21 protein-coding genes, 1 pseudogene and 1 riboswitch are annotated in these 22,174 nt (G+C 65.5%); of the genes and pseudogenes, 14 read left to right on the top strand and 8 right to left on the bottom strand.

Features of this window, described 5'->3' with window-relative positions; translation table 11 throughout:
* Positions 1–13 precede the first annotated feature (13 nt).
* Positions 14–1,459, bottom strand: coding sequence for an amidase (locus tag M3484_RS09760; protein WP_249496720.1), 1,446 nt, complete (start codon positions 1,457–1,459; stop codon positions 14–16).
* Between the two features lie 172 nt (positions 1,460–1,631).
* Positions 1,632–1,870, top strand: a riboswitch (cobalamin riboswitch).
* Between the two features lie 138 nt (positions 1,871–2,008).
* Here M3484_RS09760 and M3484_RS09755 point away from each other — a divergent pair.
* The 7 genes from M3484_RS09755 (at position 2,009) to M3484_RS09725 (ending at position 8,398) form a co-directional block, all read left to right on the top strand.
* The gene (locus M3484_RS09755; protein ID WP_249496719.1) at positions 2,009–3,904 is read left to right on the top strand and encodes a TonB-dependent receptor plug domain-containing protein; all 1,896 of its coding nucleotides are present in this window, start codon (positions 2,009–2,011) and stop codon (positions 3,902–3,904) included.
* On the top strand, positions 3,904–4,764 hold the full coding sequence (locus M3484_RS09750; RefSeq protein ID WP_249496718.1) for an ABC transporter substrate-binding protein: 861 nt from the start codon (positions 3,904–3,906) through the stop codon (positions 4,762–4,764). The genes M3484_RS09755 and M3484_RS09750 overlap by 1 nt, the downstream gene beginning before the upstream one ends.
* The gene (locus tag M3484_RS09745; protein WP_092896435.1) at positions 4,761–5,744 is read left to right on the top strand and encodes a FecCD family ABC transporter permease; all 984 of its coding nucleotides are present in this window, start codon (positions 4,761–4,763) and stop codon (positions 5,742–5,744) included. Before M3484_RS09750 ends, M3484_RS09745 begins: the two co-directional genes overlap by 4 nt.
* Positions 5,741–6,484, top strand: a complete 744-nt coding sequence (locus M3484_RS09740) for an ABC transporter ATP-binding protein (RefSeq protein WP_092896437.1) — start codon at positions 5,741–5,743, stop codon at positions 6,482–6,484. The genes M3484_RS09745 and M3484_RS09740 overlap by 4 nt, the downstream gene beginning before the upstream one ends.
* Positions 6,481–7,167, top strand: a complete 687-nt coding sequence (locus M3484_RS09735; RefSeq protein WP_349306271.1) for an adenosylcobinamide amidohydrolase — start codon at positions 6,481–6,483, stop codon at positions 7,165–7,167. Before M3484_RS09740 ends, M3484_RS09735 begins: the two co-directional genes overlap by 4 nt.
* A gap of 421 nt (positions 7,168–7,588) precedes the next feature.
* A complete protein-coding gene (rpmG, locus tag M3484_RS09730; RefSeq protein WP_023666545.1) occupies positions 7,589–7,756 on the top strand; it encodes a 50S ribosomal protein L33 in 168 nt (55 codons plus the stop codon).
* A gap of 87 nt (positions 7,757–7,843) precedes the next feature.
* Positions 7,844–8,398, top strand: a complete 555-nt coding sequence (locus M3484_RS09725; protein WP_249496717.1) for an AAA family ATPase — start codon at positions 7,844–7,846, stop codon at positions 8,396–8,398.
* Positions 8,399–8,490: 92 nt separating this feature from the next.
* Here the strand turns inward: M3484_RS09725 and M3484_RS09720 are convergent, their stop codons facing one another.
* Both M3484_RS09720 and M3484_RS09715 read right to left on the bottom strand, forming a co-directional pair.
* Positions 8,491–9,267 carry a Bax inhibitor-1/YccA family protein gene (locus M3484_RS09720; RefSeq protein ID WP_092896443.1) on the bottom strand — a complete coding sequence of 259 codons (777 nt, stop codon included), beginning with the start codon at positions 9,265–9,267 and terminating at the stop codon, positions 8,491–8,493.
* A 219-nt stretch (positions 9,268–9,486) separates the two neighbouring features.
* On the bottom strand, positions 9,487–9,708 hold the full coding sequence (locus M3484_RS09715; protein ID WP_092896445.1) for a DUF1127 domain-containing protein: 222 nt from the start codon (positions 9,706–9,708) through the stop codon (positions 9,487–9,489).
* Positions 9,709–9,835: 127 nt separating this feature from the next.
* Between M3484_RS09715 and M3484_RS09710 the strand changes: the two genes are divergently transcribed.
* On the top strand, positions 9,836–10,699 hold the full coding sequence (locus M3484_RS09710; RefSeq protein WP_092896447.1) for a LysR family transcriptional regulator: 864 nt from the start codon (positions 9,836–9,838) through the stop codon (positions 10,697–10,699).
* Positions 10,700–10,710: 11 nt separating this feature from the next.
* On the opposite strand, the gene M3484_RS09705 is transcribed toward M3484_RS09710, so the two are convergent.
* The gene (locus M3484_RS09705) at positions 10,711–11,697 is read right to left on the bottom strand and encodes an NADPH:quinone oxidoreductase family protein (RefSeq protein WP_249496716.1); all 987 of its coding nucleotides are present in this window, start codon (positions 11,695–11,697) and stop codon (positions 10,711–10,713) included.
* 410 nt (positions 11,698–12,107) lie between these two features.
* Here M3484_RS09705 and M3484_RS09700 point away from each other — a divergent pair, with 410 nt between their 5' ends.
* Together M3484_RS09700 and M3484_RS09695 are read left to right on the top strand one after the other, a co-directional pair.
* Positions 12,108–12,464: a helix-turn-helix domain-containing protein gene (locus M3484_RS09700; RefSeq protein WP_092896451.1), complete on the top strand. Its 357-nt coding sequence runs from the start codon at positions 12,108–12,110 to the stop codon at positions 12,462–12,464.
* A gap of 171 nt (positions 12,465–12,635) precedes the next feature.
* The gene (locus M3484_RS09695; RefSeq protein ID WP_249496715.1) at positions 12,636–13,502 is read left to right on the top strand and encodes an inositol monophosphatase family protein; all 867 of its coding nucleotides are present in this window, start codon (positions 12,636–12,638) and stop codon (positions 13,500–13,502) included.
* Positions 13,503–13,594: 92 nt separating this feature from the next.
* Here the strand turns inward: M3484_RS09695 and M3484_RS09690 are convergent, their stop codons facing one another.
* Entirely contained in the window at positions 13,595–14,065 is a 471-nt protein-coding gene (locus M3484_RS09690) for a hypothetical protein (RefSeq protein ID WP_143040433.1), read from the bottom strand.
* Positions 14,066–14,381: 316 nt separating this feature from the next.
* On the opposite strand from M3484_RS09690, the gene M3484_RS09685 reads away from it, so the two are divergent.
* The 3 genes from M3484_RS09685 (at position 14,382) to M3484_RS09675 (ending at position 17,286) form a co-directional block, all read left to right on the top strand.
* Positions 14,382–14,711, top strand: a complete 330-nt coding sequence (locus tag M3484_RS09685; RefSeq protein WP_249496714.1) for a ribonuclease E inhibitor RraB — start codon at positions 14,382–14,384, stop codon at positions 14,709–14,711.
* 285 nt (positions 14,712–14,996) lie between these two features.
* A complete protein-coding gene (locus M3484_RS23785) occupies positions 14,997–16,847 on the top strand; it encodes a divergent polysaccharide deacetylase family protein (RefSeq protein ID WP_249496713.1) in 1,851 nt (616 codons plus the stop codon).
* The gene (locus tag M3484_RS09675; protein WP_249496712.1) at positions 16,837–17,286 is read left to right on the top strand and encodes a GNAT family N-acetyltransferase; all 450 of its coding nucleotides are present in this window, start codon (positions 16,837–16,839) and stop codon (positions 17,284–17,286) included. Before M3484_RS23785 ends, M3484_RS09675 begins: the two co-directional genes overlap by 11 nt.
* 35 nt (positions 17,287–17,321) lie before the next feature.
* Here M3484_RS09675 and M3484_RS09670 read toward each other — a convergent pair whose 3' ends face one another.
* The 3 genes and pseudogenes from M3484_RS09670 to M3484_RS09660 form a co-directional block, all read right to left on the bottom strand.
* Positions 17,322–17,657, bottom strand: coding sequence for a nuclear transport factor 2 family protein (locus M3484_RS09670; protein WP_283258386.1), 336 nt, complete (start codon positions 17,655–17,657; stop codon positions 17,322–17,324).
* A 48-nt stretch (positions 17,658–17,705) separates the two neighbouring features.
* A pseudogene (locus M3484_RS09665) lies at positions 17,706–18,020 on the bottom strand (cupin domain-containing protein); the annotation flags it as partial.
* Positions 18,021–18,116: 96 nt separating this feature from the next.
* The gene (locus M3484_RS09660; RefSeq protein WP_092896463.1) at positions 18,117–18,578 is read right to left on the bottom strand and encodes an Lrp/AsnC family transcriptional regulator; all 462 of its coding nucleotides are present in this window, start codon (positions 18,576–18,578) and stop codon (positions 18,117–18,119) included.
* A gap of 103 nt (positions 18,579–18,681) precedes the next feature.
* Here M3484_RS09660 and putA point away from each other — a divergent pair, with 103 nt between their 5' ends.
* Positions 18,682–22,122 carry a bifunctional proline dehydrogenase/L-glutamate gamma-semialdehyde dehydrogenase PutA gene (putA, locus tag M3484_RS09655; RefSeq protein ID WP_249496711.1) on the top strand — a complete coding sequence of 1,147 codons (3,441 nt, stop codon included), beginning with the start codon at positions 18,682–18,684 and terminating at the stop codon, positions 22,120–22,122.
* The last annotated feature ends 52 nt before the right edge of the window (positions 22,123–22,174 follow it).

The following is a 22,174-nucleotide window of genomic DNA, read 5'->3' as shown; positions in this document are numbered from 1 at the left end:
GATCCGTCAGGCCTCACCCCGCCACGGCTGCGCGCCGGTTCCAATACACGGCCGCCTCCACCTCGGCGCAAAGCGCGATCAGCTCCTCATCCGCACCAAAGGGCGCGGCCAGATGCACGCCGATCGGCAGGCCCGAGGCCGACCAGCCGAGAGGCAACGACGCCGCCGGCTGGCCGCTTGCGTTGAACACGGCGGCAAAAGGCGAATAGTCGAAACAGCGCCCCGGCCCGAGGCGGTAATCGACGTAATCCTCGGTCTCATGGCTGAACCGCCCGACTTTGGCCGGTGGTTCGGCCAGGGTAGCCGAGAGCAGGATGTCGTAACCGGGGCCGGTTTCAGGCCGGAAGAAGGATGCCATTTCACGGCCGAAATCATGGATATCCTCGACCGCTTCCAGATAGCGCAGCGGCCCGAGCGCTTCGGCATGTTTCACCGCGCCGCGCCCGACACCCTCGACCAGATCCTCCGTCAGCGCGCTGCCCTTCAGCTTCTGCCGGATCGTAAGCGCGGTGCCGACCGCAACGATATCGGTCCAGGCCCGCATCATCGCCCCGATATCCGCCTTTGGCCGCGCCGGCTCCACATGGTGCCCAAGGCCTTCCAGCAGCCGCCCGGCCTCCTGCACCGCGGCTGCGACCTCCGGGTCAATCGCGGCGCCGGTAAAGGTCGTGTCGCAGATCGCCACGCGCAGCCGCCGGGGCGGGGCCGAGATCGCCTGGCCGTAGCCCTTTGCCAGCGGCGGCGCGCAATAGGGGGCACCGAGGTCGGGCCCCTCGCAGGCATCCAGCATCACCGCCGTGTCGCGGACCGAACGTGTCAGGAACCCGTCAATCGCCATGCCGGCCCAGCCCTCGCCGGACCATGGCCCGTCGGGCAGCCGCGCGCGGGTCGGCTTGAAGCCGAAAAGCCCGCAATTCGAGGCCGGAACCCGGACCGAGCCACCACCGTCTGATCCATGCGCGAAAGCGACGATCCCTGCCGCGACCGCCGCCGCCGCGCCGCCCGACGAGCCGCCGGCGGTATGGTCAGTGTTCCAGGGGTTGCGGGTTGGCCCGCCATAGACGGCGGCCTCGGTTGCGATGCCGACCCCGCCTTCGGGGCTTGTCGTGCGCCCGAATGTCACCACCCCGGTCGCCCGCATCCGGGCCATCATATTGCAATCGGCGGCATAGGTCCTGGCCGGACCAAGCCGCGTGCCGTTAAGGGACGGCAGCCCCTTTGCCTCGAGCCCCAGATCCTTGATCAGAAAGGGCACGCCGCGAAACGGTCCGCGCGGCAGGCCTGCGCGGATTTCAGCGCGCGCGACCTCTTCCTGCACCAGCACCACGGCGTTGATTGCCGGATTTCGGGCGCCGACCGCGGCCAGCGCCGCATCCAGCAGCTCATCCGGGCTGACCTCGCCCTTTGCCACCAGCCCCGCAAGTTCGGTCGCATCCCGTGCGCCCAGATCCCCGATCATCTGCGATTCCCCGTTATTCATCCCGATGCCAGTCTGGACGCGGCGCCCGGGAAAGGTCCAGAGGCGCCGCGCATCAGGCTGTTACCGCAACCATGTGACCCGGGCGACCAAAGCGGCGACTGCCGCAACCCTGCGCCCCGTCAGCCGCTTGACAGAGGGCAAGGGCGGATCGCATGGAGGACAGAGCAACGGTTCCGGCACCGCGCCCGCAAAGCGCGGTTTTCCGGAGAAAAGGGAATGTGGCCGGTCCTTTCTGCACAGGGATCCGGGACCACAGCTGCCCCCGCAACTGTAAGCGGCGAGCGGCGGTTGATGATGCCACTGGAGCCCCCTCAGGGGGGCAGTTCCGGGAAGGCCAGCCGTCCGCCCGGACCCGCGAGCCAGGAGACCTGCCGCTGCTGATCACCCTTTCCCTCGCACGGGGCGTGCGGCGGAGGGCGGAGTGCCGCCAGAGGTGACGTTCACGCGCATCGGGCGGGCTTTCCCCCGAAGCGAAAACGCATCAGGGCGGCGGTCAGGGACCGGCGGCTCCGAAGAAAGGGCTGAGAGATGTTTCACAGGGTTTCCCATCTTGCAGTGATTGCCGCGCTGGCTGCCGGTGCGGCCGGCAATGCGCGCGCACAGACACAGGACGAAGACCCTGTTGACCTGGGCACGATCACGCTCTCGGCCCTGCGTTACGGGGCCGATATTGCGCGCTCCGGCGTCTCGGTCAGTGTGGTTGACCGCGCCGAGCTGGACAAAAGCGCCGATCTGCGGCTCGCGGATTTTCTTGGCACATTGCCGGGGGTCTCGGTGATCAGCCAGGGTGGTTTTGGTGCCAATACCGCCTTGCGGATCCGTGGCTTCGACGGGCGTCATATCGCGGTCTATATCGACGGGATCCGCATTGACGACCCGTCCGGCGTGCAGGTCTCGACCGATTTCGGCGCGCTGATGACCGATGATATTGCCCGGATCGAGGTGCTGCGCGGGTCGCAATCGGCGCTGTGGGGCGGCTCGGCCGTGGCCGGGGTGATCAATATCTCGACATTGTCCGGGGCAGAGCCGGGGCTGCATCAGAAGGTGAGCGTCGAAGGGGGCAGCCATAATTCGGTCCGCCTTGCCTGGGGCCTGACCCAAAAGGATGACCAGCTTGAACTGGCCCTGAATACCAGCCATTTCCGCACCGACGGGATATCGGCCTTTGACGGGGGCACCGAGGCGGATGGCGCCGAGGCCAGCCGGCTGTCGTTTTCGGCGCGCTACCGGGTCTCGGATCTGGTGACGCTGGGGGGCGCCGCTTTCTGGCAAAAAACCCGCAGCGATTATGACGGCTATATCGATACGGATGGCGATGGCTATACCGATACTTTCACCGATCTGCCCAATGTGATGCGCCGCCAGGACCTTGGCCTTCGGCTCTTCGCAGAGCTGGAGACCGGCAATACGCTGCATGTGCTGGGCATCGGCTTTTCACGCAACAAGCGCGATATGGATGACGAGAACGGCAAAAGCGCCTTTACCGGCGAGCGTCTGACGCTGGACTGGCAGGCGACCAGCACGCTGTCTGACCAGCTGACCCTGTCTTATGGTGCGGATTTCAACCGTGAAGAGGCGAAAACCTCGGCCATGCCCGGTGGCTCGGGTAATACCGATACCAAAGGCATCTGGGGCCAGCTTGCCTGGTCGCCGCGCGAAGGCTTCGATGTGACTGCGGCACTGCGGTATGATGACCATTCGGCCTTTGGCGGTTTTGGCACCGGGCGGCTTTCCTTTGCCTGGGCGGCTGCCGAGGGGCTGACCCTGCGCGGTGCCGTCGCGCGGGGCTTCCGCGCGCCCTCGCTTGACGAGCTGTACGGTGATTATCCGGGGCTGTTCTTCACCGGTAATCCCGATCTCGATCCCGAAACCAGCGTCTCATACGAGCTGGGTGCAGATTATGCCTTCGGGACAGGTGCGTCGCTGTCTTTCACGGCTTTCCGCATCGAGGTCGAAGACCGTATCGCCGCCGATCCCGCGACCTTCTGGTCAACGCTCGGCAATCTGGCGGGAAGTTCGGTGTCGAAAGGGGTCGAGCTGGCCGCGAAAACCAGGCTGAACGATACGCTGAGCCTCACGCTCGCCTATACCTATACCGATGCGCATGACCCGAATGGGGCGCGCCTGACGGCGGTGCCGCGCCATAATCTGGCGCTCGCGCTGGATGCACAGATCAGCGAGCGGGTCTCGGCGCGCTTTACCCTCAGCCATCTGGCCGGACGCCGCGACAGGCATGTGAACAGCTTTGCCGCCCTCGACATGCCCGATGTCACCTTGCTGGACGCCGCTTTCAGCTATCAGATTAGTGACAGTATCGGCGCCACATTGCGCATTGAGAACCTGACCGATGAACACTGGCAGTCGTCGCATGGCTATGGCACGCCGGGTCGCACGGCCTGGCTCGGGCTGCAGGCACGGTTCTGATGCTGCGCGCCGCCACCCTTGTCCTGCTCTTTGGGGCCTTGCCGGTGGCGGCCGACCCTCTTCCCTCTCCGGGGCGGGTGGTCTCGATCAACCTGTGCACCGATCAGCTGGCGATGATGCTGGCGGCGCCGGGGCAACTGGTTTCGGTCAGCCATCTGGCCTCGGACCCGCTGGCCTCCTCCATGCCGGAGGAGGCCGCCGCCTATACCGCAAACCGGGGCGGCGCCGAGCAGGTATTTCTCATGACGCCCGGTCTCGTGCTGGCCGGCACCTATACTGCCCGTGCCAGTGTCGATCTGCTGCGCAGGCTTGGCATCCGGGTGGAACAGGTGACGCCGGTCACCTCGCTGGAGGGCGTCAGCGCGCAGATCCGCGAGGTGGCGGGGTATCTCGGGCGCGAGGCGGCGGGCGAGGCGCTGGTCGCTGAATTCGAGGCCGGTCTTGCGGCGCTGGCGACTGATCTCGCCCTGAAACCGGCGGCACTTTATTATCCCAATGGCTATACGACGGGGAAGGGCACCCTGTCGGATGATGTCCTCGCACATACCGGTTTCGCCAATATCGGCGCGGTCGCGGGCGTCACTGGCGGAGGTGTCCTGCCGATGGAGCTGCTCGTGATGGCGCAGCCCGACCTGGTCGTGACCTCGAAACCCTATCCCGGCGCCTCGCGTTCGGAAGAGATCCTTGACCACCCCGCGCTGGCGCTTTTACAGGCTGAGGCCGGGGTGGTGGCCTTCAGCGATGCCGACTGGATCTGCGGCACACCGCATATCCTGCGCGCCGTCGCGGCGATGCGTGCGGCGCGGCTGGGGCTGGAGGCCGCATCGGCCACAAAAGACGCGGGGGAGCGCGCGGAATGAAAATGCTGATCCCGCTGTTGCTGGCGCTGGTGGCGGCGCTGTTTGCGGCCTCGCTACTGATCGGGCCGGCAGGGCTGGGCCTTGGCGAAAGCCTGCGCGCGCTTTTGGGCGGCGAGGGCGGGCCGGTCATGCTGGTGATGCAGGAGATCCGCCTGCCGCGCGCGCTCCTCGGGCTGCTGATCGGCGCGGCGCTCGGGATTTCCGGCGCTGCGATGCAGGGCTATCTGCGCAACCCCCTGGCCGAGCCGGGGCTGATCGGCGTTTCGGCCTCTGCGGCCCTTGGCGCAGTTCTGACCCTGCAGACCGGGCTTGCGGCGGCTTTTTCGCTGGCCTTGCCGCTGGCGGCGCTGGCGGGGGCGGGGCTGGCCTCGCTGCTGATCCTGGGGCTTGCCGGCCCGCGCGGCGGTGCGCTGGCGCTGATCCTTGCCGGGATCGCGATTTCCGCGCTGGCCGGCGCGGCGACCTCGCTGGTCCTGAACCTCTCGCCCAACCCCTTTGCCGCGGCCGAGATCGTCTATTGGATGATGGGTTCGCTCGCGGACCGGTCTTTCACCCATGTCTGGCTGGCGGCGCCGTTTATCCTTGTGGGCGTTGTGGCGCTCCTGAGCCTCGGGAGGGGCCTTGATGCGATGACGCTGGGCGAGGATGCGGCCGAGAGCCTCGGCATCCGCCCGGCAAGGCTGCGCCTTGTGCTGATCCTCGGGTGTTCGGCGGCGGTGGGTGCCTCGGTCGCGGTTGCGGGGGCGATTGGCTTTGTCGGGCTTGTGGTGCCGCATGTGCTGCGCCCGCTGGTTGGCGCCAGTCCCTCGCGGCTTTTGCCGGCGGCGGCCCTTGGCGGCGCCGCGGTGCTGCTTGCCGCCGATATCGCGACCCGGCTGATCGCGCCGGATCGCGACCTGAAGCTCGGCGTGCTGACGGCTCTGGTCGGGGCGCCTTTCTTCCTGCATCTGATCTGGAAGATGCGGAGGGTCGAGGCATGACATTGCTGACGCTGGACAGGGTGACCGTGCGGCGCGGCGCCCGCGCAGTGGTCGAAGGTGTTTCGCTGACGGTGTGCGAGGGAGAATTCGTCGGGCTGATCGGCCCGAACGGCGCCGGCAAGACCACTCTGATGCGCGCCGCTCTGGGGCTTTTGCCGCATGAGGGGCGATCGAGCCTTGCCCTGATGCCGGCCCGGGCCCGGGCGCGGACAGTCGCCTTCCTGCCGCAGGGGCGCGAGATCGCCTGGCCCGTCTCGGTCGCGGATCTGGTGGCTCTGGGCCGTGCGCCCTGGGGCCATGCCGATCCTGCCGATCCGGCAGTGGCGCGGGCACTCAGACGTCTCGGCATAGAGCATTTCGCGACCCGGCCCGCGACCGAGCTTTCGGGCGGCGAACAGGCGCGGGCGCTGATTGCCCGCGCGCTGGCGCAGGAGACGCCGCTGCTGATCGCCGATGAGCCGGGCGCCGGTCTCGACCCGGAGGCGCAGATCCGCATGATGACGATCTTCGCCGATCTGGCGCGCGAGGGGCATGGGGTGATGGCCTCCGTCCATGATCTGGGCCTTGCCGCCCGCCATTGCACCCGGCTTTTGCTGATGGATCGCGGGCGTCTGGTCGCCGATGGCCCGCCGCGCGAGGTGCTGACTGAGGCGCGGCTTGCGGTTACATTCGGCATCCGCGCCCATCTTTCGGAAAGCGCGGAGGGGCTGATTTTCCAGCCGCTCGGGGTGATCCGGTGATCCGCGACCATCTCGCGCGGCCCTGGCTGTTCGCGCAATTGCCGGGCCCGATGCGCATCCTGTCCCATGCGCCCTTTGGCGCGGGGTTCGTGACCGGCGACACCATCGCCTGGCGTGAGGTGCGCGACCAGGATCTGAAGCCGGATTTCCCGGTGGAAGTCTGGTTCGGGGCCGAAATGGCCCGCGCCCCGATGCAAGCGACGGTTGGCATGATGACCTCGCGCGATGTATCGAGCCGGGTGCTGGCCGAGGCTGAGGCGGAAGGTGTCCGGGCGGCGGCGCTGGTGACGCTGGGCCTCTCAAATGCCGAATCCGTCGGGCGGCGCCTGCCCTGGCACAGCGCCGATGGATCGGGATTTGGGACGGTGAATATCCTCGTCAGCACCGATGCCGCGCTGTCGAAGACCGCACAGATCGAGGCGCTGACCATTGCCGTCGAGGCCCGCACCGCCGCGATCATGGATCTGGGGCTGGATCTCACCACCGGCCGCGCCACAGGGACCGGCACCGATTGCCTGGCGCTGGCCTGCCTGCCGGGCGAGGGGCGCTATGCCGGGCTCCATACCGCGGCAGGCGAAGCGGTGGGCGCCGCCGTGCGCAAGGCGGTGGCGCAGGCAGGCGCGGAATGGATGGCCTGGCGCGCGCGGAAGCTGCGCGACCCGGGCACGCAGGCCACCCGTTAAGGCCCGCCTCCCGAAAATCTTACCCGTGGAGATCTGAGGCAGATGAACTCCGGCGCGACGGGAGGGGCGTCTCCCCGCTTCGGTTTGCGCCGGGCAGGGGCCTTTCATCAGACGACGGTCTGAGAGGCCGGAATCACGGGGCTTCATCCCAAAAGGATCCGGCGCAGGCAGGTCAGGCATGTCTTTGCCACCGATCCCCGGGGGCGGCAGGTCTCCGGCAGGTACCCGCCAGGGGCGTCCTGCGCCATGCCGGCCTTTCCGCCGCAGCCTTCCCTGGCGGCAGCTGACAGGAAGGCGGCGCAGCTGCGGAAACTCGCCCATCAGAGCGTTTTTGACTGTTGACACCAGCAGGGATGCCCTTAAAAGGCTGGCTCAGAGATTTCGCGGGGAAGCCATCTTTCCCGATGCAGGAGAGACGACTATGGCGAAGCCGACGACGATCAAGATCCGTCTGAACTCGACGGCGGGCACCGGGCACTTCTACGTGACCAAAAAGAATGCCCGCACCATGACCGAGAAGATGGTTGTTAAGAAATACGACCCCGTCAAGCGGGAGCATGTCGAATATAAAGAAGGCAAGATCAAGTAAGATCTGCCTCCCATTCGGGATGTAAGGCCGTGCCCTCCGGGCGCGGCCTTTTCGTTTTTGCGGCACAGAGAATCCGGGGAGCCTGGCATGCAGCGCATCATGATCATCGGTCAGCCTGGCTCGGGGAAATCGACACTGGCGCGGGCTTTGTCGCAGATCACCGGGCTGCCGGTCATCCATATCGACCGCATTCACTGGCAATCGGGCTGGGTGGAGCGCTCGCGTGCGGAAAAGACCCGGCTGTGTCATGAGGCAGAAGCGGGGGAGGCCTGGATTTTCGAAGGCGGGCATTCTGCCACCTGGGACAATCGTATCCGGCGGGCAGATCTGCTGATCTGGCTGGATCTGCCGCTGGGGCTCAGGATGTGGCGCGTGCTCTGGCGGCTTGTTCGCCATTATGGCCGCAGCCGCCCTGATCTGCCCGAGGGCTGCCCCGAGCGTCTGGGGCGCGAGAGCCTGGCATTCTGGGCCTGGATCTGGAACACGCGCCATTCGGCGCGCCAGGGGATGGCGCGGCTTGCCGGATCGGAAGCGGCAAGGGGCAAGCTGATCCATCTGCGCGCGCGTCGCGAGGTGGCGGCATGGTTGCAGGCGCAGGAATGTGGGCGCAGGAACGGGCCTGGCGACGCTGAGCTGCGATAAGGAACAGGGGCGGAAAAAGAAAACCCCGCGCTGCCGGAAGGCTGCGCGGGGCTTCTGTTCTTACCAGGCCAGGTCTGGCCCGGACGTTCTGCTTATTCGCGGTTGCCCATGAATTGCAGCAGGAACATGAAGAGGTTGATGAAGTCGAGATAGAGGCTCAGCGCGCCCATGATGGCGGCCTTGCCGAGCCATTCCTGATCACCCGACACTGCGTGCTGGATATAGGTGTTCTTGATGTTCTGCGTGTCATAGGCGGTCAGGCCGGCGAAGATCAGCACGCCGATCACCGGGATCGCGAAAGCAAGACCTTCCGATTGCAGGAACATGTTCACGATCATCGCGACGATCAGACCAACGAGGCCCATCATCAGGAAGGTGCCCATGCCCGACAGGTCGCGCTTGGTCAGATAGCCATAGAGCGACAGCGCGAGGAACGAGATCGAGGTCACGAGGAAGGTCGAAGCGATCGATCCGCCGGTGAAGACGATGAAGATCCAGGACAGCGAAAGGCCCATGGCCGCCGCATAGACGTAGAAGAACAGCTGGGCCGACGCGACCGAGAGGCGGTTGACCAGTGCACCAAAGGCGAAAACCATCACCAGCGGCAGGAACATGATCACCCATTTCAGCGGCGAGGCGAAGAGGGTGTAACCAAACTGGGTCAGATAGGTGCCGCTGCGGATTTCAGCCACAGCCAGCGACGGATCGGTGGTCGTGGTCAGGCCCGAAATCCCCCAGGCCACAGCAGCCGTGATCAGCATCGCTACGGACATCAGCCCGTAGACCTTGTTCATATGGGCGCGAAGCCCTTCGTCGATCTGAGCGCGGGCGCCAACGCCTACGCCGCGGATCGTTTCATATTGAGCCATTTAAGCCTCCGATGTTGTCCCTAAGGGCAACGCCGGGGAGTCCGGCGCACCTCACTGCCCGAATATCGGAAAGGATCGGCGTGATTTCAAGGATTTCCGCCCTCGCCAGGGTTAAAAATCATGTCATCTGTTGCGAATTGTTGTATCCGGCCCCGGATCGGGCAGGCGCGCGGGGCGGAGTTGCGCCGTGAATGCCCGCGCGGCCCGCAGTGATATCTCTCAGTGATACCAATGGCCCGGCGCATCCCAGAACGGGCGCGCGGCCTCGGCTTCGGCCTCGCGATGGCTCAGGCCGATATCCAGCAACAGCCGGCTGTCCAGCCGCGCGAGCTGTCGGCGGTGGCGCCGGAGGGCATAGGCAAGCGCGATGCGGCGCCAGAAGCCGGAGCGCGCGTTTTTGCGGGGCAGGCGCGAGAGGAAAGGCAGGCTGAGGGCGCGCATCACCGGAATCCTTGTGATCTGATTTTGTGATGCGGACCTTTGGTTGCATCAGGCATGTTGATGTTTCGCCGAAATCCTTCCATAATGGAAATGAATGATTGTTGGGTTAATCATCAGGATCTGTGATATGCCGCGCAACCTCGACATGACCGCTTTGCGCTCTTTCGTCACCGTGGCCGATGTCGGCGGTGTGACGCGGGCGGCGGGCTTTCTCAATCTGACGCAATCGGCGGTTTCGATGCAGATCAAGCGGCTTGAAGAGGCGCTTGGGCTGCCCTTGTTCCTGCGGGCGGCGCGCAAGCTGGCGCTCTCGCCCGAGGGAGAGATGCTGGTCTCTTATGGCCGGCGCCTCCTCGAGATCAATGACGAGGCGCTGTCGCGGCTGGGGGGCGCGAAATACCAGGGCGAGATCCGGCTGGGTGTGCCCTATGACATTGTTTATCCCGCGATTCCACAGATCCTGAAACGGCTGGGGCAAAGCTGGCCACTGATGCGGATCAACCTGGTGTCCTCGTTCACGCTGCACCTGAAAGAGGATTTCGCGCGCGGCAAATTCGATGTGATCGTGACCACCGAAGACCAGCCCGATGCCGGCGCCGAGGTGCTGTCATTACGGCAGTTGCAATGGATCGGGGCGATTGATGGCACCGCCTGGCAGCGCCGGCCGCTGCGGCTTGGCTTCAAGCAAAGCTGTATCTTCCGGCCGCTGGCGATGACCGCGCTGGATCAGGCCGGCATCCCCTGGGAGCTGGCGGTGGATGGCGAAAGCGACCAGGTGGTGGATGCCTCGGTCGCGGCGGATCTTGCGGTGACGGTGCGCATCGCAGATGGCCTGCCCGAAGCGACCCAGCCGATCAGCGGCGAGAATGCGCTGCCCGCCCTCGGGCGGACGAAGATCGGGCTCTATGCGCTGGACACGATGCGCGGCGATGCCGGGGGTGAAGTGGCGGCGGCGCTTCTGTCCGAATTGCGCTGCGCCTATGGCGGGTAGGGGCGGTCGCCTCAGCCGGGGGTGGTCAGCAGAACCAGCTTGCCGGTCGCCTGGCGGCTGCGGATGGTCTCCAGCCCTGCTTCCAGCTGCGTGAAGGGCAGCTGTTGCGAGATCAGCGGATGAATGCGCCCCTCCTGCCACCAGGCGAAGAGCTGGCGCAGGCTCGCCGCAAGCTCGCCGGGCGCGAAATCGGAATAGCCGCCATACCAGAAGCCGATCACCGTAATATTGCGCACGAGCAACTGATTGAGCGGCACCTGCGGCACCTCGCCGCCGGCGAAACCGATGGCGAGCATCCGCCCGCCTGGCCTTGTCGCCCGCATTGCGGCATCAAATCCCGGACCGCCCACCGTGTCATAGGTCACGTCGATGCCGCCAAGCGCGCGCAACCGGTCCTTCAGATCGGGCGCATCGCTGTCGATCACCTTATCGGCGCCGGCCGCGCGGGCGATGGCCGCTTTCTCTGCCCCCCGGACTGAGGCAATCACCCGCGCGCCGAGGAGATGCCCGATTGCGACCGCCGTCAGCCCGACCCCGCCCGCCGCGCCGGTGACGAACAGCGTCTCGCCCGCCCGCAGCATGGCCTTGCCCGCAAGCGCGAGATGCGAAGTGCCCCAGGCGATCTGGAACCCGGCGGCGGTGGCGAAATCCATACCCTCGGGCAGCTCGACCAGCGCCGCCGCCGGCGCGACCGCATATTCCGCAAATCCGCCCTTTGAGACCAGCGCCGCCACGCGCGCGCCGATTGCGGGCCCGCCGGTTTCAGCGTGTCCGGGTCCGAGGGCGACCAGGCTGCCGGAAAGCTCCAGCCCGCCGGTCACCGGCAGTGTATGGCGCACCTGATAACGCCCCTCGTTCATCAGCAGATCGGCAAAATTCAGCCCTGCCGCTGCAACCTGCACCAGAGCCTCGCCCGGGCCGGGGATGGGGATATCCACCTCGCAAAGCTGCATCGGCGCCCCTGGGGCCAGCGTCTGCCATGCTTTCATCCGCGTCATCTGCCTGATCCCCTCCAGCCTCTGGCGAAGACTTCCCGCACAACTGCCAGAAAGCAAATGGTTTTCTCACAGATGTCGTGCAGGTTCACCAGCATCGTTCTCAGGGGCTTGTGCAATTTGCACAATATTATCATTTTGAGACGCATAATGGAGGTATCGCAATGGGCGAGTAGGCGCCTGTGCAAAGCATCTATAGGTGAAGTTGCCTAGGGCGTTCGGAGTAAATTACGTGGCCGGAAATTTCATCGGGCCAAAACCAGCCTGTTTTATGGTCGTTTGTCGGATGGTGCTAAAAAATCTCGGTGCCGCTGTGCAAATGGCATGAAATATGCTTGTATCCTTATGGGAGGAGCCCGTTGAGAAGGCTCACTTGCGGTTTAGTTCCTGGTAGAAGTCGTACGGAGTTAAGAATGAAGCACCCTGTTGACGCCCATGTGGGCAAACGTATCCGCCACCGTCGCTGGATGGTGGGGATGACTCAACAACAGCTGGCCGACAAGGTTGGCATCAAATTCCAGCAAATTCAGAAATATGAAACCGGCATGAACCGGGTCAGCGCGTCGCGGCTCTGGGATATTGCCGATGCTCTGGGGGTGCAGATTGCCTTCTTCTTCGAAGGGCTCGCCGAGGGTGTCGAGGCTCATTCCGGGCAGGGTGATATGATGGCCGATAAAGAGGCGCTGGAACTGGTGCGCTCCTATTATTCCATCCCCGAGGCGCAGCGTCGTCGCCTCTTTGATCTCGCCCGGGTTCTTTCCGCCGCCTGATCGCCTGACGCGAAGTTTCCCGCGTTATTGGCCCTGACAGGCCAGCTCGTTATGTTCGGGCGACGGGGATGGCCGGGATGTGGGCGCAGCCGCGCCCCATCCTGGCCACCGGGGTTTCTTGACCTCATGACCCGGGGCGGTTAGCGCCGGAGGGACATGTAAGGTGAGACGATGACATCTGATTCCCTGACGCTTTCCGACAGCACGCTGCGCCGCCCGCCCTCGGGCCTTGCCGCTGCGCTGCCGCTGACCGAGATCAACGCGCTGATCGCCACCGCCCATGCGCTTGCCGATGCGGCGCGGGTGGCGACGCTGGACTATTTCCGCCGCCCCGGCCTTGCAGCCGACAACAAAGAGACTGCGCGCTTTGATCCGGTCACCATGGGGGACCGCCTCTCAGAGCAGCGGATGCGCGAGATCCTCGCGCAGCAGCGGCCGCAGGATGCGATCCTTGGTGAAGAATTCGGCACAACCACCGGCACTTCGGGCCTGACCTGGGTGCTCGACCCGATCGACGGCACCCGTGGCTTTCTGACCGGAAGCCCGACCTGGGGTGTGCTGATCTCTCTGCGTGACGAGACCGGCCCGGTTTACGGCATCATCGACCAGCCCCATATCGGTGAGCGTTTCGAGGGCGGCTTCGGTCTCTCCCGCGTCGCCGGGCCGCATGGCACGCATCCGCTTGCGACACGCCCGGAGCGGGGTCTGGAGGAGGCTTTTCTCTATACCACCTTCCCTGAGATCGGCAGCGAAGCGGAATATGCCGCTTTCCGCCGCGTGTCACAAAAGGCCAAGCTGGTCCGCTATGGCATGGATTGCTACGCCTATGCTTTGCTGGCGGCTGGGCAGATCGATCTTGTGATCGAGGCCGGTCTGCAGGCCTATGACATCCAGGCGCCGATGGCGGTGATCCGGGCGGCGGGGGGGATTGTGACCTCCTGGGATGGGGGCGACTGCGCAGAGGGCGGCCGGGTTCTGGCGGCGGCCAATCCCGGGATCCACGCGGCGGCGCTGGAGCTTCTGAACGCGACCGCCTGATCTGGTATCGGGTTCCGACATGAAAAAGGGCGGTGCCTGCCGGCACCGCCCTTTTCTGCTTCAGACGATCTGGCAGCTGCTTTGCGCCCGGATTACCTCCGGTCCCAGCCGATCAGCGCGGCGAGCAGCAACAAGGCCGAGCCGGCAACCCAGGCCCAGGCGCCTGGCCCGGCAAGGTCGGTGACGGCCCGGACGACGTCATTGGCCTTCCCGATATCGACATTGACCGGCACCGGAAGGTCTGAGGCGCCCTTGCTGATCTTCCACACCGTCCAGCCGGTCAGGCCCACACCAAGGCCCCCGCCCAGAAGGCCAATCAGACGCGAGGGCAGGTTGAACAGAACAAGCACCAGAAACACCGCCGCCAGCACAAAGGTCGCAAGGAAAGCCACCAGTTCCCCGGGTGAGCTGGCGACGAAACTGCGCAGCGCCGCGACATCGGGTTTCAGCGCGCTGATCAGATCCCAGGGCGTGACCGCGGGGATGGGAAGGGCAGGGCCGGTCCAGGACAGGAAAAGGCTGACCAGAATGGCAATGGCGGAAAGTATAGAAAGGGCACGCAAATCAAGGCTCCGATACTGACTGTCCGGCGGCCAGGCGATATGCGGCCCTGCCGGCGGTTCACGGCGATGTGATGGATGTGATCCGGCCATCGCTTTGTGGTCAAGCATAAAGATCGGGATGTCGAAGGCCGGGCAGAGAGCCGGCGGGGCGGCGGCGCTTATGGGGCTATTCCAGGACGGTTTTGCCCGGATGGGCGCGATTTTGCTGACTTACGGCACAGGGATCGGCCTGTCCCGGCGCGTTTTTCTTTGCCTGCATTCGGGGCCTGCATTCGGGCGATTGAGCCGGCGGCCCGGCTCGGCTATCACTGGCGCCATGAGCCATGATTTCAATTTCCAGCGCCGTGAGACCTTTGACACCTTCCGCGAGTCGAAAGGGGTGAAGCTGCCGGCCCGCGCCGTGGTGGATTTCGCCTTTTTCCCCGAGCTGGAAAAGCCCGACTGGACGGGTATTTCCCGCGCGCTCGAAGCGGCGGGCTACCGTGTCAGCCGCCCCGATGTAGAGGGGGAGGAAGGCGAAGAACTGATCGCCTCGACCGGGCCGATCCCGATCAGTGCCGAGGAAATCTGGAAATATGAAGAGGCCGCGACAAAGATCGCGATCCGCTTTGATTTCTATCCCGATGGCTGGGAACTCGATATCTGAGGCGGGGATGGCGCCGGTGGTGATCAGCGGCGCCTGCAGCCCCGTCGCGCCAGGCCACGCAGCGGCTTTTCACTCACGGATGCTGAAAATGGATGAAGCACGCCGATGCGCGGGCTATAAAGATGCAATCAGTTGGATAATCTTATCCCAATGCGGGTCCGGGCCCGCCGGGCCTGGTTGGGATCCGGGCGGCCGTAACGGGCCGGATCAGAGATCAGTATAAGGGACAGCAGGCAGTTCTGCATAAATGTCCGGCGTGTGCGGTTGAGCGGCAGGGAGAAACAAGTGTTCGGCAGATTCCTTCTTGGAGCGGGGCTGGGTGGTCTGGTCGGGACCGGCGTGCTTGCGCTGGTGTCGGTATCGCTTTCCGGGCCGTTTCCGCAAAACTCCACCGCCAGCACTGTCCGCACCGAAGCCAGTATCGAAGACCCTGACGCCAAAACCCTGACCGAAAAGACCGCCGGCGAGGCTGCCGCAGTGGTTGATCCTGCAACCAATCCTGTGGCCGGGACCCCGACAGTACCGCCCCTCAATGCTGCGGAAGCGCCGGAGGTCACAGAGACCGCAAAGCAGACCGCGCCCGAGGAGCGGGCGGATCCCGAATTCGCTGCTGCGCCGAAACTGATCGACCTTCCCGAACTGGCGCTGGAACATTCTTCGGACCCGGCGCTGGCCGCTGCGCTGGAGGCTGCGTTTGACGCGGGTGATACGGCGCCGGGCCTCGTCCCGGATCAGCCGGCGGATCTTGCCGATGCCGCAAATGACGCGGTGCCGCAGGCCCCGGTCGCGCCTGAAGCCGCGCCGCTGGTCGCAGGCGTAACGGAGGGCCCGGATGCTGACGCGACGCCGCCGGCTGACCTCGCGGGGCTGCCTGAAACGCCGGCTCTGCCGCAAGACGGTCTCGCGAATGGCGAAACCGGGGGCACCGCCGCCGGAGCGACGGTATCGCGTCCGGCAGATCCTGCCGAGGACAGCGCGCCGGCGCTCGCAGCGGCGCCCGAGCCACCGCCCCTGACGGTTGAGGAAGAGCGGATGCTGGCGCAGATGGCGGCCGATCAGCTGTCGGAGGGCACAGCGCCGGCCAAAGACGCACCTGAGCTGCCGGCGGGCGATGGTTTTGTGATCATTGAAGACATGCCCCCGTCCGCAACGACACCGGCAGAGGCTGCAGCCGATACCGCTCTGGCAGATGCTGCAGGCGGGCAGGGCGCCGTCGAAGACCTGCCTGCGGATCGCGACCCTGCACCAGATAGCGCGGAGCTTTCTGCCGGCAGCGAAGGGCCAGAGACCGGAGCGGCATCGGACCCGGCGGCGGTTAAAATGCTCACTCTGGACGGTAACTCGTCATTGCCCGGCAATGGCGCGATCAGCCGCGAAACCGGTGATGGCAGCAACCGCCTGCCGCGGATCGGCGAAACGCCGCAAGAAGTGACGGCGGAAGGCGCTGCAATCGGGTCTGACGCGCCGCGCCTCCTTTTTGCGCGCGACTTTGAAAACCCCGCCAACAAGCCACGTTTTGCGGTGATCCTGCTGGATGACGGCTCGCCGGAGCTGGATCGTGCCGCCCTTGCCGATCTGCCTTTCGCGGTCAGTTTCGCGATCGATCCGCAATTGCCCAATGCCGCTGAGATCGCCGCGCTGTACCGCGCCGCCGGCCAGGAGGTGATCATGGTCGCGTCCGGCCTGCCGAAGGGCGCCGTGGCGAGCGATGTCGCGGTGGCCTTTGGTGCCATGGCGCAGGTATTGCCCGAAGCGGTGGCGACAATGGACGCGCCGGGGCGCAGCTTTCAGGCCGACCGCCCGCTGGCCAGCCTTGTCGTGCCCGAGATCGCCGCTCAGGGGCGCGGGCTCATCACCTGGAATATCGGCCTCAACGCGGCTGACCAGGTGGCAAAGCGCGAGGATGTTCCGGCAGCCGTGATCTTCCGCGATCTTGATGCCGAGGGCGAGGAGGCGCCGGTGATCCGCCGCTATCTCGACCGTGCTGCCTTCAAGGCGGCGCAGGATGGCGGCGTGACGGTCTTTGGCCGGGCCAGCCATGCGGCAACGGTGACTGCGCTTCTTGAATGGGCCGTCGAGGGCCGCGCCGCCAGTGTCGAACTGGCGCCTGTTACGGCGATGCTGGATGTCGACTGAGCAGATGGTAATGATCCGCCCGGCCCTGCGCGCCGATGTGCCGGCGATCTTTCGCATCCGTCTTGCGGTGCGGGAAAACGCGCTGAGCGAGGCGGAACTGGCCGCGCTGGGGATCACGCGCGAGACGGTGGCAGAGCTGGTTGAGGCGCCTGGCACCGCCTGGGTGGCGCAAGAGGCAGGCAAGATTCTTGGCTTTTCGATGATCGACCGCGAGGAAGGCTGTCTCTTTGCCGCTTTCGTGGCGCCGGAGGCCGAGGGCAGGGGCATCGGACGCGCGCTGACCAGCGCCGCCGAAGCTGCACTTTTTGCCGATCATGCGGAGATCTGGCTGGAAACGGCGGCAGGCAGCCGGGCCGAGGGCTTTTATCGCCGCCTTGGCTGGGGCGGCGATACGCCGGTGGGGGATGGCGATCTGCGGCTGACAAAGCAGCGCGGCTGAGGCGTCACGCCGCGTCACCCGCTGACAGGCGTGGCTCAGCTGCGCGCCTTGCGGTAGCTGTCTTTCACCGCGATCAGCACGCCGTCAAAGCTGAAAATATCGCAGCCCCGCATATCGACGCTGGCCCCCGCCGCCGAAGTGCCGCGAAAGCGCCAGGTCGACAACCCGGTCTCGCCGGTGATGTGATGCGCGCCCTCAAGCCAGGCGGCGTCAGGGAAGGCCGCGAACAGCGCCGCATAGGCCGCCCGCACTGCCGCCTGACCCTGATGGATCACGCCTTCGGCCTCGGGCCCGGCCGCGCCGTGAAAGGCAGGATCGGCTGACATACAGCCCATCAGGCCGTCAAGATCGCGCGCATTGAAACAGTCCATCAGCCGCGCCATAGTTGCGAGGCGTGCCTCATCCCGGGCATCATCAACCACCTCAACCTCGAGGAAAGACAGCGGCGCGGTGCCGGCATTGGTCACATTGTGTTCAACCCCCACCCGGCGCGAGTAGGGCACGCCCTGGCTCAATGCCGCCTCTGCCCGCCCGCCACCGGAGAGATCAAGGCCCAGCACACCATCCGTCAGCGGCACGATCACATAGTCATGGCCATGGCGGTGCCAGCCAGTTTCGGCCCCCGGCACGAAACGCCATTCGGTGACGCGAAAACGCTCGTCGTCAATATGGGTGACGGGTTCGGCCTGGGGTTTCGGGGCCCGGGGTTCAGATGCGGGCGGGTGTTCAGACATGGTGACCTCCGGTTTGCTGCACCGATGCTGGCGCAGGCCGGTTGCCTGCCGCAAGCCTGTCGTCCGTCTGGCCTGACCATGCGGAGCGGTCTGGCGTTAAAGCGCCTCTTTCACCGCCTCCATCGCGACATAGGTCGAGGTCTGCGCCACATGCGGCAGCGCCGAGATCCGTTCGGCCAGCACCCGGCGGTAATCGGCGATATCGGCGGTGCGCACCTTAAGAAGGTAATCGAAGCGGCTGGCAATCATATGGCATTGCTCGACCTCGGGCACGGTCAGAACGGCGCGGTTGAAGGCCTGAAGCGCTGCCTCGCGCGTATCGGCCAGCCGCACCTCGACAAAGGCCACATGCGCCAGCCCCATTTTCACCGGGTCGAGAATGGCGCGATACCCCGCGATCACCCCGTCTTCCTCAAGCCGTTTCATCCGCGCCTGGACCGGGCTTTTCGACAGACCGACCCGGCGCGCAAGTTCCACCGCTGAAACCCGGCCCTCGACGGCCAGAATGCGCAGAATCGCATGATCAAATCGATCAAGATCAACAAGGGGATTTGGCATGTAAAATCAACCTTTTCTGGCCATAATGGCCAGCGTTTGCGGAAAGATCAGGAATACTGACTGGCAGATCAGGTGTATCATAGTCAAAACGCAGGAGGTCTGCATGACAAATTCGCTTGATCTGGTCGCTGATGGAAGTCTTGCCCCCGAGGGGGAGCTGGTGCGGGATCTGATCGCGCAAAGCGGTTTGGATCAGGCGGACCGTGACCGGATCGCGGCGGCGGGTGCCGATCTCGTGCGCCGCATCCGCTCGGGTGCGAAGCCGGGGCTGATGGAGGTTTTCCTCGCCGAATACGGGCTCTCGACCGATGAGGGTATCGCGCTGATGTGTCTGGCCGAGGCGCTTTTGCGGGTGCCGGATGCGCCGACGATGGATGCTCTGATCGAGGACAAGATCGCGCCCTCGGACTGGGGCAGGCATCTGGGCCAGTCGGCCTCGTCGCTTGTCAACGCCTCGACCTGGGCATTGATGCTGACCGGCAAAGTGCTGGACGAGCGTGGCCCGGGCATCGCAGGCAGCCTTCGCGGCGCGATCCGGCGGCTGGGCGAGCCGGTGATCCGTTCGGCCACCACGCGCGCGATGAAAGAGATGGGCCGCCAGTTCGTGCTGGGCGAAACCATTGAAAAGGCCATGAAACGCGCGACCGAGCTGGAAGGGAAGGGCTATACCTATTCCTATGATATGCTGGGCGAAGGCGCGAAGACCGAGGCCGATGCCCGCAGCTATCACCTCGCCTATACCCGCGCGATCACCGCAATTGCCGGGGCGGTAAAGGGCCGCGACATCGGCGCCAATCCGGGCGTTTCCGTTAAGCTTTCCGCAATCCATCCGCGTTATGAAGTGGCCCATGAGGCGCGCGTGATGGACGAACTTGTGCCGAGATTGCGGGCTTTGGCGGGGCTCGCGAAATCGGCCGGGATCGGGTTGAATGTCGATGCGGAGGAGGCGGACAGGCTCGATCTGTCGCTGAAGGTGATTGCGGCCACGCTGGAAGACCCGTCGCTGGCGGGCTGGGACGGCTTTGGCGTGGTTGTGCAGGCATATGGCCGGCGCTGCGGTGCGGCGATCGATGTGCTTTACGATCTTGCGACCCGGCTGAACCGCCGCATCATGGTGCGCCTGGTGAAGGGCGCCTATTGGGATTACGAGATCAAACGCGCCCAGGTGATGGGGCTGGAAAGTTTCCCGGTCTTTACCCGCAAACAGGCGACGGATGTGTCTTACATCAGCAATGCGCAAAAGCTGCTGGGCATGACCGACCGCATCTACCCGCAATTTGCGGGTCATAACGCCCATACCGTGGCGGCGGTGCTCGACATGGCGGCGGCGGCGGGCGTGAAACCCGAACAATATGAGTTCCAGCGCCTGCATGGCATGGGCGAAAGGCTGCATGAGATCGTTCATGCCGATCAGAACACGCGCTGCCGCATCTATGCGCCGGTCGGCGCGCATCGCGATCTGCTCGCCTATCTCGTGCGGCGGCTGCTGGAAAACGGGGCGAATTCGTCCTTTGTCAACCAGATCGTTGATGAGGATGTGACCCCGGAACAGGTCGCCGCCTGCCCGCTGGCCTATATGGAAAGCGTCTCGCCGGTCGAGAACCCGGCTGTGCCGCCGGCACCGCAGATCTTCCCGGGCCGGGTCAATTCGAAAGGTTTTGATCTGACCTCGCGCGCCGATCTGCGCGAGATCGAGGCCGCGATGCAGCCGCATCTGACCCAGACTTACAACGCCGGGCCGATCATCGCGGGCCGCGCCGCCGGTGCTTTGCGCACGGATGTGGTGAACCCCGCGACGGGCGAGAGGGTGGGCCATGTCCTCGCCGCCTCCCGCGCCGATGTTGATACCGCCTTGCGTCTGGCCGAGCCCTGGGCCGCCGATGCTGCCACCCGGGCCACCGTCCTGCGCCGCGCAGCCGACGCCTATGAGGCAAATTTCGGCCAGATCTTTGCGCTGCTCACGCGTGAGGCCGGCAAAAACGCCCCCGATATGGTCGGCGAACTGCGCGAAGCGGTTGATTTCCTGCGCTACTACGCCAACGGCGCCGAGGCCCTGACCGCCCCCGCCCGGGGTCGTTTCACCTGTATCAGCCCGTGGAACTTCCCGCTGGCGATCTTTTCGGGCCAGATCGCGGCGGCGCTCGCGGCTGGCAATGCCGTGCTGGCGAAACCGGCGGAACAGACGCCGCTGATCGCCGCGCTGGCCGTCGATCTTTTGCATCAGGCCGGGGTGCCGGTCACCGCGCTGCAGCTTTTGCCGGGCGAGGGCGATGTGGGCGCCTGGCTCACATCGGATCCGCGCGTGGATGGGGTCGCCTTTACCGGCTCGACCGAAGTGGCGCTGCTGATCCGCCGTGCGATGGCGGAAAACCTTGCCCCCGGCGCGCCGCTGATCGCCGAGACCGGCGGGATGAATGCGATGGTGGTTGATTCCACCGCGCTGCCGGAACAGGCGGTGCGCGATATTGTGGCCTCGTCCTTCCAGTCGGCGGGACAGCGCTGTTCGGCCTTGCGCTGCCTTTACGTGCAGGAAGACATCGCGGCCCCAATCCTCGAGATGCTGGAAGGCGCGATGGACGAGCTGTCGATCGGCAATCCGGGTCTTCTGACCACCGATGTCGGGCCAGTGATCGATGCCGAGGCACTTGCAACCATCCGCGCCCATCTCGATCAGGCGCGGGTCGAGGGGCGGCTGGTCAAGGAACGCGCTGTGCCGGGGCAGGGGACATTCGCGCCGCCTGCGGTGATCCGCGTGCCGGGGATCGCTGCGATGGAGCGTGAGATTTTCGGCCCGGTCCTGCATGTCGCGACCTTCAGGGCCGGTGAGATCGACAAGGTTATCAATGAGATCAATGCCACCGGCTATGGTCTGACCTTCGGCCTCCATACCCGCATCGATGACCGCGTGCAGCATTTCGTCGAGCGCATCCATTCCGGCAATATCTATGTCAACCGCAACCAGATCGGCGCGGTGGTGGGCAGCCAGCCCTTCGGTGGCGAGGGGCTTTCGGGCACCGGACCAAAGGCCGGCGGCCCGGATTACCTGACCCGCTTCACCCGCCAGGCAGCGCCGCTGCAAGGGGCCGCCGGCGCGGCCACCAGCGAGGCCGAGGTCGCCGCAGCACTTGCCAGGGCAGCTGAGGTCGCACCGTCAGAGCCGCTCGACCTGCCCGGCCCGACCGGGGAATCGAACCGGCTTGGCCATTTCGCCCGCCCGCCGGTCCTGTGCCTCGGGCCAGGAGCTGCGGCGGTGGCGGCCCAGGCCAATGCGGTCACCGCGCTCGGCGGCGTGGCGGTTGCGGCTGACGGTCTTGACCCTGAGGCGCTGACCAGGCTGCAGGGCTTCAGCGGCGCGCTGTTCTGGGGCGAAGAGGCCGGGGCACGCAGCCGCGCCCTCGCATTATCCGCCCGCCAAGGCGCCATCCTGCCGCTGATCACCGGCGCACCCGACCGCGCCCATGTCACGCTCGAGCGCCATGTCTGCATCGATACCACGGCATCGGGCGGTAACGCCAAGCTGCTCTCCGAGGTGGCGGAGGCATAGCGGCCCGACCTGATGGGCGGGCCCTGGCAAGGCTCGCCCAGGTTTGCGACCC

Origin of the sequence: Pseudomonas sp. GX19020 (genome assembly GCF_023371075.1) — a bacterium.
GTDB lineage: Bacteria > Pseudomonadota > Alphaproteobacteria > Rhodobacterales > Rhodobacteraceae > Pseudogemmobacter.
This window is presented reverse-complemented; position numbering and strand designations above follow the sequence as displayed.